Source organism: Streptococcus sp. CF10-1 (assembly GCF_024295825.1).
Classification (GTDB): domain Bacteria; phylum Bacillota; class Bacilli; order Lactobacillales; family Streptococcaceae; genus Streptococcus.
Genome location: NZ_JANCPQ010000012.1, coordinates 1 through 11027, shown reverse-complemented (window position 1 = coordinate 11027; position 11027 = coordinate 1). Strand labels below are relative to the sequence as shown.

General features: G+C 40.2%; 11 protein-coding genes and 3 pseudogenes. 8 read left to right on the top strand and 6 right to left on the bottom strand.

The genetic code is table 11. The features are described from left to right. Positions 1-768 (top strand): DUF389 domain-containing protein (locus NMM25_RS10390; RefSeq protein ID WP_254736826.1); only part of this gene is annotated, 768 nt, incomplete at its 5' end. Between the two features lie 212 nt (positions 769-980). On the opposite strand, the gene thrS is transcribed toward NMM25_RS10390, so the two are convergent. From thrS to NMM25_RS10370, 4 genes and pseudogenes are all read right to left on the bottom strand, one after another. Beyond that, a complete protein-coding gene (gene thrS / locus NMM25_RS10385; protein ID WP_254736825.1) occupies positions 981-2924 on the bottom strand; it encodes a threonine--tRNA ligase in 1944 nt (647 codons plus the stop codon). A 10-nt stretch (positions 2925-2934) separates the two neighbouring features. After that, positions 2935-3552, bottom strand: a complete 618-nt coding sequence (locus NMM25_RS10380; RefSeq protein ID WP_254736824.1) for an AAA family ATPase — start codon at positions 3550-3552, stop codon at positions 2935-2937. Next, positions 3549-3736: pseudogene (locus NMM25_RS10375) on the bottom strand (hypothetical protein). The gene NMM25_RS10380 and the pseudogene NMM25_RS10375 overlap by 4 nt, the downstream one beginning before the upstream one ends. A 73-nt stretch (positions 3737-3809) precedes the next feature. Beyond that, positions 3810-4184 carry a hypothetical protein gene (locus NMM25_RS10370; protein WP_001246988.1) on the bottom strand — a complete coding sequence of 125 codons (375 nt, stop codon included), beginning with the start codon at positions 4182-4184 and terminating at the stop codon, positions 3810-3812. A 195-nt stretch (positions 4185-4379) separates the two neighbouring features. Here NMM25_RS10370 and NMM25_RS10365 point away from each other — a divergent pair, with 195 nt between their 5' ends. From NMM25_RS10365 to NMM25_RS10350, 4 genes are all read left to right on the top strand, one after another. Then, a complete protein-coding gene (locus tag NMM25_RS10365; RefSeq protein ID WP_125397646.1) occupies positions 4380-5231 on the top strand; it encodes a metallophosphoesterase in 852 nt (283 codons plus the stop codon). A 163-nt stretch (positions 5232-5394) separates the two neighbouring features. Next, on the top strand, positions 5395-6336 hold the full coding sequence (locus tag NMM25_RS10360) for a hypothetical protein (protein WP_217970591.1): 942 nt from the start codon (positions 5395-5397) through the stop codon (positions 6334-6336). 164 nt (positions 6337-6500) lie between these two features. Further along, positions 6501-6938, top strand: coding sequence for an Rrf2 family transcriptional regulator (locus tag NMM25_RS10355; RefSeq protein WP_001167392.1), 438 nt, complete (start codon positions 6501-6503; stop codon positions 6936-6938). Between the two features lie 67 nt (positions 6939-7005). Next, positions 7006-8028: a YdcF family protein gene (locus tag NMM25_RS10350; protein WP_254736823.1), complete on the top strand. Its 1023-nt coding sequence runs from the start codon at positions 7006-7008 to the stop codon at positions 8026-8028. A gap of 67 nt (positions 8029-8095) precedes the next feature. On the opposite strand, the gene NMM25_RS10345 is transcribed toward NMM25_RS10350, so the two are convergent. Together NMM25_RS10345 and NMM25_RS10340 are read right to left on the bottom strand one after the other, a co-directional pair. Next, positions 8096-8878 carry a DUF4037 domain-containing protein gene (locus NMM25_RS10345; protein WP_254736822.1) on the bottom strand — a complete coding sequence of 261 codons (783 nt, stop codon included), beginning with the start codon at positions 8876-8878 and terminating at the stop codon, positions 8096-8098. Between the two features lie 20 nt (positions 8879-8898). Then, positions 8899-9006, bottom strand: a pseudogene (locus NMM25_RS10340) (glyoxalase); the annotation flags it as partial. Here NMM25_RS10340 and NMM25_RS10335 point away from each other — a divergent pair. The 3 genes and pseudogenes from NMM25_RS10335 to NMM25_RS10325 form a co-directional block, all read left to right on the top strand. After that, a pseudogene (locus NMM25_RS10335) lies at positions 8997-9182 on the top strand (hypothetical protein); the annotation flags it as partial. The pseudogenes NMM25_RS10340 and NMM25_RS10335 overlap by 10 nt on opposite strands. A 141-nt stretch (positions 9183-9323) precedes the next feature. After that, entirely contained in the window at positions 9324-9725 is a 402-nt protein-coding gene (locus NMM25_RS10330; protein WP_254736821.1) for a hypothetical protein, read from the top strand. Beyond that, positions 9718-11027, top strand: a 1310-nt coding sequence (locus NMM25_RS10325; protein ID WP_254736820.1) for a cutinase family protein, incomplete at its 3' end; no start/stop codon positions are given. The genes NMM25_RS10330 and NMM25_RS10325, both read left to right, overlap by 8 nt.

The window sequence follows — 11027 nt, the reverse complement described above, 5'->3', positions numbered from 1 at the left end:
TTGTATTTCTGGATTTCCCCCTTATCTTATGCAAGTAGCGAGTTGATTGCACGAACCTCTCCAACCATTTGGGATGTTCTCATTGCTATTGCTGGTGGGATAGCAGGTGTAATTGGGTCAAGGAAAAAAGAAGCAAACAATATCGTGCCAGGAGTAGCCATTGCAACAGCTCTGATGCCACCTATCTGTACTGCAGGATATGGTTTAGCTAACGGAAATGTACGATTTTTATTTGGGGCTCTCTATCTTTTCTTGATCAACTGTGTCTTTATCATGCTAGCCAACATTATTGGAACAAGAATTTTGATGAGAAAATCTCCCTTAAGTTCATTTAAAGAGCTAAACATTAAAATGAAAATTGGCTTGATATCCTTGATTGTATTATTGGTTCTTCCAGCCAGTTATTCAGCAGTCACTCTGACGATAGATCAAGCGCGAAAAGAAGGGATCAAACAGTTTGTAGGAAAAGAGTTCTCTAATCATACGGTCATTAATCAAGTCTACAAGTCTAGGGACAATGAATTGGTCTTGACAGTTGTTGGAGATCCGATTTCAGAAGAAGAATTAGAAACGCTCCATCAAAAACAAGCCTCTTACGGTATTCAATCTGTTCAATTAAAAGTCAATCAAGTCCATAATTCGACAAAATTAGATAGTGAGATTACCAAGGAATTTTATGAAAACATTAACAAGTATATCGATCAAAAACTCTCTGAAAAAGATTCACAAAAAGATCTCGTAAAAGAAAATGAAGCAGACAAGGATTGAGGATATTGAACTTTTCTAACTCGAGGAAGCAAATCTTGGGAGGATATCCTATATCCAACAGTTAGTGGATAGAAAGGATTGTTGATGAGGATACCATTTGTGGTGGTTTGACCAATCACGACTAGCTCAGGTTAAATAAAATATAAAAAAGCAACAACTATTTCAGTTGTTGCTTTTTCTTACTGAAAAATGTTTCTCAGACAGTGATCGTTTTATTTTTCCACACGTGATTTGTTAGCGATATCAGCTAGGATAGCTTGAACAAAGTCATCGACTGAGACAGTTTGTGTTTCTTTTTGGCCGTAGCGACGAACATTGACTGTTCCGTCTTCCATTTCCTTGTCCCCAACGATCAATTGGTAAGGAATCTTGCTGGTTTGAGAAGCACGGATCTTGAATTGCATTTTTTCATTGCGCTCATCTACATCTGCACGGACACCACGGTCACGGAGTTTCTTAGCCACTTCCCATGCGTAGTCCACGTGTTTTTCGTTAGAAACAGGGATGAGAGTTACTTGGTGTGGTGCAAGCCATGTTGGGAAGGCACCCTTGTAGTTCTCAATCAAGATAGCTGTGAAGCGTTCCATAGTTGAAATAACCCCACGGTGAATCATAACTGGACGGTGTTCTTCACCGTCAGCTCCGATATATTTGAGGTCGAAGCGTTCTGGGAGCAAGAAGTCAAGCTGGATAGTTGAAAGGGTTTCTTCTTTTCCGAGAGCTGTCTTAACTTGGATATCCAATTTTGGTCCGTAGAAGGCTGCTTCGCCTTCAGCTTCAAAGTAGTCAACACCCATCTCATCAAGTGCTGCACGAAGCATGGTTTGGGCATTTTCCCACATCTCATCGTTGTCGAAGTACTTGTGAGTATCTTGAGGGTCACGAAGAGATAGGCGGAAGCGGTATTCATTCAAGTTGAAGTCTTCATAAACATCGATAATCAACTGAAGGGCACGTTGGAATTCTTCTTGGATTTGTTCTGGAGTAACAAAGAGGTGACCGTCGTTGAGTGACATCTCACGCACACGTTGAAGACCAGTCAAAGCACCTGATTTTTCATAGCGGTGCATCATACCGATTTCAGCGATACGGATTGGCAATTCACGGTAGGAGTGAATATGGTGTTTGAAGACTTGGATATGGTGAGGGCAGTTCATTGGACGAAGAACAAATTCTTCCCCGTCCCCCATGTCCATGGTTGGGAACATATCTTCTTGGTAATGATCCCAGTGGCCAGAAGTCTTGTAAAGCTCTACAGAAGCAAGTGGTGGAGTGTAAACGTGTTGATAGCCAGAAGCCAACTCTTTGTCGACGATGTAGCGTTCCAATTCACGACGGATAGTCGCACCGTTTGGCAACCAGAATGGAAGTCCTTGACCAACTTCTTGAGAAATCATGAAGAGGTCAAGCTCTTTACCAAGTTTACGGTGGTCACGTTCCTTAGCTTCTTCACGCATTTGAAGGTAGTTTTTCAAGTCTTTCTTGTCAAACCAAGCTGTACCGTAGATACGTTGCATCATCGCGTTGTCGCTATTTCCACGCCAGTATGCACCTGCTACATGAAGAAGGTGGAAGATTTGGATACGGCCTGTTGATGGAACGTGAGGTCCACGGCAAAGGTCCACGTATTCACCCTGACGGTAGATAGTCAAACCACCCTCGTCCTCAGAGTGTTCTTCGATTAATTCCAACTTGTAAGGATCGTTCTTGAAGATTTCACGTGCTTCGTCTTTAGTGACTTCTTCACGGATTGATGGGAAGTTTTCTTTGACGATCTTCTTCATTTCTTCTTCGATACGAGGAAGGTCTTCGTTGGAGATTTGACCAGCTGTGTTGTCCGTATCGTAGTAAAAACCGTCTTCAATAGCTGGACCAACTCCCAAGTGAATATCAGGGAAGAGGCGACGTGCTGCTTGGGCAAACAAGTGAGCAGCTGAGTGGCGCAAGATTGGAAGGGCATCTTCGTGATCAGGTGTCACGATTTCGATGCTTCCATCTTCAGTGATAGCACGAGTCGTGTCGATGAGTTTGCCGTTGAATTTACCAGCCAAGGCTTTTTTAGCTAGGGAATTGCTGATAGATTGGGCAATTTCAAAAGTAGTAACGCCAGATTCGAATTCACGAACAGCGCCATCTGGGAAAGTAATCTTAATCATGGTTTTCTCCTTAAATATTTATTCTATTTTTGTTGGACAATTTTAAGAGCCGAGCAACTTCTTCCGCAGTCTGATTCTCTGATTGACTACCATCTGTTACGAGGCTAGGATAGCCTAATCTCACCGGAACCATTTGAGCAAAAAGAATGTCTCGTTGCATCCAGTTTTCAAAAGCTTGCTCGGGGTTGGTTGTACCCTCTAAGACATAAGGAACCCATTCTCTCTGTATATAATGCTTTTTTTGAAAATCAGCTGTCGGAGTCAAGCATAGATAGGAAGATGCTGGACATTCAAGCTTCTTTACCAAGTGAGGCAAAAGTCCTGCTCCCTCCACCAAGAGAGGTCTGTTTTGATTCTTTATCAAGTAAGATTTTACATAAGGAAAAATCTCTTCATAAAAGCGCCATTCTTCATCTGCCATCTCTTCTGGATTTCTCATCCAGATTTGTTCTGGATTTCTATCCTGCCTAAGAAGGCAAATTGGCTGTGAGTCTTCACTTGCTTGACTCATCATCTTTTCTACCAAATCATCCAGTTTGATATGAAGTAGTTGATACTGTCTAGCAAGAAGTGAGGCAATTGTTGACTTTCCACTGCAAGGCGATCCGCCAATCATATAAAGCATCATTCTTCCTCCTTCTGACAAAACAAAAACGACATCCTAAAAGGACGTCGCAACGTGGTTCCACCTTCATTCATGTTCCTCAAAAAAGAGGGACACCTCTGATTGGCTTTAACGTAGCCACCGTTTTATGTTTGCATAAAAGTCAGTAGAGTAGTATCAGTTTAGGCTTTCTATGCGTTTCCAGCAACCACGCACTCTCTAGTAGAAAGGGACTAAGTGACTTGTCTCTATGCATTATTATAGCATGATTGCGAGAATTTTCAAGGTTTTTGTATAATTTTTTTATTTTTCTCTCGCTGGAAGACATGCTTGATCCCCACACCAGCAGCCAACCCAAGTAGGGCAAAGAGTTCATAGGCTAGGAAGTAAAGTAGGATGAACTCACCAAAGGTGATGATGGTAAAGCAATAGAGCAGACCAATACCGAGTAGCCACCAAAGTGAGAAATGAAATCGATAGCTATAAAGTAGCGATACGATAAAGGTTACCAGAGGTGAGAAGAGGATGATGTTATAAATGTACAGTCCCTTCAGTGTATATGGGTCAGAGATGAGTAGAGAGAGGAGCTCATAGAGGGGCCAGTAAAAAAAGAAAGTGACAAGGTAGTATGGGATATACTTAAGATAATTCCGCATGGCAATAGTCCTCCAATCTGGAAAAATTGAGAGATATTGTAGACCACATAATCCTAAATGAAGGGGAAATCTCTACTTATATTATAGCACGATTTGGAGGCTCTTACAATTTAATCCAGTGATCAGTGATAGTGATCTTTTCGAGTGTTTTCTGTTATAATACTAACAAAAGAAGTAAGAGAGTAAGGAGAAAGAATGACCAAAATAGCAGTTCTTTCAGACATACATGGAAATACGACAGCTTTGGAAGCTGTACTGGCTGATGCTAAAGCGGCAGAGGTAGACCAATACTGGCTTTTAGGAGATATTCTGATGCCAGGAACAGGACGTAGAAGGATCTTGGACCTCTTAGCTAGCTTGCCTATTACAGTAAGAGTTCTGGGAAATTGGGAGAATAGTCTCTGGAGAGGCTTGCATCGCAAGTTAGATCCTACAAAAGCGAGCCATCGTTATCTCCTGCGTCAAAGTCAGTACATCTTAGAGGAGGTCAGCCCAGAAGAAATCGAAGACCTCAATAATCAACCCATGCAAGTTCATCGTCAGTTTGGTGATTTGATGGTGGGAATCACTCACCATCTCCCTGATAAAAACTGGGGTAGAGAGTTGATTCATACGGGAAAACAAGAAGATTTTGATAGATTGGTGACGAATCCACACGCCTCTATCGCAGTATATGGCCATATTCATCAACAGTTGCTTCGTTATGGAAGTGATGGACAGTTGATTCTTAATCCAGGTTCCATTGGACAACCTTTCTTTCTAGATGCGAAGTTGCGTAAGGACCTGCGGGCCCAGTATATGATCTTAGAGTTTGATGAGGCAGGTTTGTCTGATGTTGATTTTCGTCGTGTGGATTATGATGTGGAAACTGAATTGCAGTTGGCTAAAGATTTGAAGCTCCCCTATTTCCAGGTCTACTATGAAAGTTTGATAAATGGAATTCACCACACTCATAACCATGAATTGTTAGGTCAGATTAGTGAACAAGAAGGTTATGATCAGGATGTTGAACTCTGGATGGAAAGAGACAAGAAAGATTGGTTTTAAGAGGACTTCTAGCTAGAAATCAGATAGTCTAGTGACTGCTGCTGTTTCGCGATAAGTCGAACTGGATACGAATTGACGGCTTCTCAAATTTATGTTAGAATAACGGAATATAACTAATTTGAATCTCATACTAATTGATATTCAAAATAAGAGGAGACAGATAATGAAACCAGAAGAGTTACACGCTATTGCCTCGGAGTTGGGCTTGCAATTTGACGAAGATTCGCGTAGTATTTATGGCACGCAGTCAGGTTATTTACTTTTCCTGCAAGAAACTGATGTGAAAAATCAGTTTCGACTTTGTGTCAGTGTGAGTTTAAATGGCAATCCTGCGGATTCAGAAGAAAACGAATTGGTTTGGGATGAGTTTAAGAGTGAATCTCTTCCAAACTTGTCGACCTTGTCCATCAACCAGTACCTTGTTTCTTTTGTCGTAAAAGGTGCCATGCGCAAATCAAAAACAATCGAAAAGTTACAGACGCTCATAACAGACCTCGTAGCATTCCTTGAAATCCATCATTTCGTCCAAGTCTGTGCCTATAGCGGTCAGGAGGGTCCCGTTGGTCTCTATCAATTAGGTGATTCAATTTTCCTTATCAACGAGGAAAGCTATCAATTGCTAAAGAGCAATCTTCAGATTGAGGTGGATTCTTATCAAAATCAAAAGGAAAATGTTCTTCTTGGAGCAGTTGGTGCCTTGCTAGGAGCCTTGATTGGTGGAGCAGTTGCTCTATTCATCGCACGCCTAGGTTATGTAGCTATGGTAGCAGGTATTGTTCTGGGGATTTGTACCATTAAAGGATATGAAATCCTTGGAAGAAAGTTATCTCGAAAGGGGATTGTGATTTCCTCTATTTGGATGGTGATTACTGTCTTTCTAGTGAATCAAATTGATTTGGCAATGGAAGTCGTTGCCAAACTAGGGGTTGAGTTTGCCTTTGCTTTCCGAGTGGTGAATCAATTAATCTTTAGCGGTGATTTCCCAGATAACTATTTTTATAATCTAGCTATGTTAGCTGTGTTTACCTTAGTTGGTGCTGGGGTGTCTATCAGCTCGGTTTGGTCAAGTCATAAAACAAAAGGGATTGTCCGTAAAATTGCATAAAAAATAAGTCTTTGTATGCCCTCCACCGTTCTGGTTGCCAAGAGGGATACAGGACTTTTTGCATGGAGAAGATAATCAGTCGTTAATATTTGACAGGAAAACCAAAAACGGTATAATGTTTATACGGGAAAAGATGAATAAAATATCAATGAAAGGAGAAGAAGATGCAAATTTCAAGCCGATTTACAATTGCGACTCATATGATGATTATTATTGCAATGCAGGATACAGAAAGTAAAGTAACCAGCGATTTTCTTGCGGCTAGTGTCGGAGTCAATCCAGTCATTATCCGTAAGACTTTATCGCAACTCAAAAAAGCAGGATTGATTTCAGTTGCTCGTGGTACGGGAGGAACTGAGATAATAAAAGACCTTCAGGATATCAGCTTGTTGGATGTCTACCAAGCTGTGGAGTGTTTAGGAAAATCTGGTAAGCTCTTTAGTTTCCATGACAATCCAAATCCTAATTGCCCAATTGGTGCGAATATCCATGCAGTCTTGGACCAAAAGCTGTTCGATGTTCAAGCAGCTATGGAGAACCAACTTCGCCAGACAAGTCTGGCTCAGGTTGTAGCCGATGCTCAGAATAAACTGTCTAAGTGAGAGGTCTAAGGTTCTCTTTTTCTATTGCCATAATTATGGTACAATGTAGTCATTAAAGGAGGAGACTATGTACTTTATCACAGGATTTTTTGTCCTACTTTTTCTCGTTTCGTTTTTAAGGGACAATCGTAGTCTCTGGAATCCAGCTCTCTTGCTTTTGTCTCTGCTCTTTTCTTATATGTCCATTGCCAATCTTTTTTACGAAGCTGGGCAGAAAGAAGTGCACATGGTTTTCTTTGCAGGGATTTTTCTCCTGCTGCCTCTTTTAGTTTTTCTAAGTGGTTTTTTCCTTATTTATAATGGATTTGTGTTATTGAAAAAAGAAGGAAAATCCAAGGCAAATTATTTGTCTCTAGGATTAGGTTGCGTGATTTTATTCTTTTTTGTAATCATGGCGATTCGAGCGAGCAATACCAAGGGCTTGTTCTACACCAATCATCTAGTGAATATTATCTTTTTCTTTTTGATTTATTCGTATTTGATTTTTGGTTTTGCCTTTGCAGGATTTCTGCTTTATTCTATTCTGTATCTTTTTATTCCTAAGAAAAAGCATTATGATTTTATTATTATTCACGGAGCAGGCTTGTTGAATGGAGAAAAAGTGACTCCCTTACTGAAGAGTCGCATTGATAAGGCAGTAGAAGCTTATCACCAGTCTCTCAATCCCAATGTTAAAATCATCGCAAGTGGTGGTCGAGGTGGGGATGAGAAGATTTCCGAAGCTCAGGCAATTTGTAATTATTTGCTGGAAGAGACGGATGTTCCGAGAGAAGCAATTCTCCTAGAGGAAGACTCAACGACAACCTATGAGAATCTTCTCTTCTCAAAAGAAATGGGAGAGAAACTGGTAGCAAATCCACGTTTTCTCTTTGTGACCAATGATTACCATGTTTTTCGTACCAGTACCTATGCTCGCCGTATTGGGATGAAGGGAGATGGCCTTGGTTGCCGTACAGCTGCCTACTATATTCCATCGGCCTTTATCAGAGAATATATTGCTCTATGTGTGAAGATGAAATGGCTTTTTATCGCCTTCTATGTTTTGTTGATTTTAGCTCTGATTTTTTCTTATAGAGGTGTTCTATGGTAATATGTGAAAAAATCTCCGTTAGGAGATTTTTTGTAAAATTCATGTAGTCATTATTGTCCGATTTTGCTCATGGCAAAATGGCCTTTAGTTGGTTCAGGATGGTTTGTAAGGTTACGATCGCTTGTTCTCCTTGTTGCGGTTGGTAGAGTAGTTGGAAATACTTGCGAATAGTTTCTTCAAATTGTTTAGGGAGGAGAGTACAATTGGTCTTTGCGTACTCCAACATTCGTTTTTCACCAGGATGGGTTTGCTCATTGAGCGCAAATAACAAGTCAAAGTAGGAAGCAAAAAATTCACTTGTACGATGATTCATACTGAGAAAATCTTGGCGTTTGATAGCTTTTTCTATTTGGTGAGAGAAGGCAGGCATGGCTTGTTCTAGCAAAAGAAGTTGCCTTTCAATGATATGCTTTTTGAGTTCCTGTGGATGGGGAATCTGGTAGGCTCTTTGGAGCGAAGCATAGTTTCCATTCGGATCGTATAGAATCTTGCTGTGGAGTAGATTATGCCACATGCAAGTTGTATAAGTATTTTGAGCTTTGTGTTGAAAAACGGTTGAGTTCAATTCTTGTTCAAACGACTCCAGCGAACGATAAATCAACTCGATTTCGATACCGTTGTTTAGTACGCAGTCATCCTCTAACTCCCAAAACTGGTTTCCAATTTCCATATAGGAGCAATAGTTGCTAAGAATGATTTGACGAGTTTTCTCGTCAATAGGTGAGTTAAGATAGACATAGACATCATAGTCAGAATTTTGATCGTAGTCTTGTCCTGCACGTGAACCACCAAGAGCGATAGCTTCTACTTGTTCCAGTTGAGAGAATTCTTTATAAAGATCTTGAATCATTGTTTTTCTCCTTTTATATTTTACGATTTTAAATGTGTTGTTAATTCTAGTAAATTACCTTCGGGATCAGATACAATTGCTTCATAGTACCCATCACCAGTTGTTCTCGGACCGGATTGAATGGGAAAAAGTTGGGAATGGTACCCCTCAAGGAGGTGGAGAAATTGTGCAAGTCTACGGTAGATTTAATAATATAGAAAAATCCAGCTGGAGTGTTATTATTAAGATTACAGATGGAAAAATTTTAATTAATTCTATTGGAATAGGTAGTCCGTTGCGTATTGGGGGTAAACTGCTTGACTAATAGTAATTTAAAAAAATTTGATAATTTTTACTCAAATTTAACAGCACTCATTCCCTATTGACTTACAATACTTGCTAAAAGTATTTTTTTTTTACATTCATGATATAATATACTTAGATTCCACTATATAGGAGGAAAGAAATGAAAAAACGTACTTTAGTTTGGCTAATTTTAGCACTTGTAATTTTTGGAGGAGGTGCATGGATGGCACAGAAAACAAATTTATTCGGAGGAGTATTTCTTAGTCCGCGAGCCAAGCAGTTGGCTTATTTAAAGGAGCATGAAGAGGAGATTAAGGATTTTGTAAAATCTCAAAACCCAAAGATAGAATCTGTTCAAATTGATTGGAGACAGACACAATGGGATAAGGTAGGAAATGGTACACCTCAGGGAGGCGGAGATATTATTGATGTTTATGGAACGTTTAATAACATTGATAATTCTGGTTGGCATGTAATGATAATTGTAGATGATGGAAAAGTTGATTTAGCTTCGATGACATTAGTTAATGGCCTAGGCATTGGAGGGAAACCGTTTGAGTAATAGCAATTTAAAAACCTTTGATAATTTTTATGCAGATTTGGCTCAGGCGGCTTATAGAGGAAGGCCTATTCTATTTCCTTATGAAAAATTAAGAAAAGATGAAAGAAATGCCTTAGATTCTGGTGATTCTATTTACTTCGATTTTTCCAAGGATATTAAAACATATAATATCGATCGAAAGGTAATGGAAATCACTCCCGGAGGTAAGAACCTTCCTCATAATGGTAAGGTCTACTTGCAACCAGATCCTGATTTACATACTGTGGAAGACACGATAAAACTCCAAGTTGGTGATCCTGGAGGAGGGGTTCACCAAGAAGAGTATCCTATCAAACGCTATCAAAAAGGACTCTTAACTGATGAGAAAGCTGGTTTTAATGCCTACTATTTAACGGATACGCCAACCTTGACTAAAGACACCAAGAAAACCTATATGACCATCCGCGGAAGTGATGCTATCAGTAAAGAAAATTGGAACGACTGGGTCGACAACGATGCGAAGTTTGCCCTCAACCACATTCATACCCCGCAAGCCAAGTTAGCAACAGTAGGAATGAAAACGAAGATCGCTGAGATGCGCGAAAAGGCTCCAAATGCTACGATGGACATCACAGGTCACTCCTTAGGGACCATTGTCTCTGCACAAGGAGTAGCTGGCCTCAGCGATGAGGAACTGGAGAAAATCGGAAAAGTTGTTCTTTTTGACGGTCCAGACACGACAAAGAGCTTAAAGAAAATGGGACTCAGTGACGAGAAAATCAAAAAGATTAGCGAAAAGATAGAGTATTATGTCAATCCTTTTGATATCGTGGGTATGCTCAATCGTGAGCATACCATCACTAAATTACCGGGGGACTCCGATGAACCCCTCAAGAAACCCGTCGGTAAAGTCAATGTCCTGGTCCCCTTGCATTATACCCAGATTACTGATCCGGAAAGCTCCCATGACTTTGGTGTTTTCCAATCGGATGGAAAGGGAAATTTATTGACTGCGTCTGAGGATTTTCACCCGGAATTGCTCAGGGCAGGTGAAAAGTTGGCTCGATTAATTGCGACATCTTTGGATTCTCTCAGGGCTTTAGGAGTTGATGAAAATGTAGCCTCAAATGTTTTAAATTCCATTATGAGAGGTGAGTTTAAAATAAAGGCAGCTATTGGTTATTCAGTTTACGAGAATTTTACAACTGAATATAGTAAAATCGTCGAAGAAGCTCGTCAGGAATCTATAAAGTGGGATCGAGAAGCTATTCCTCGTTATCAGGAACAACTGAGAAGCGGCAATCTTTCAGGAAATCAAAGAAT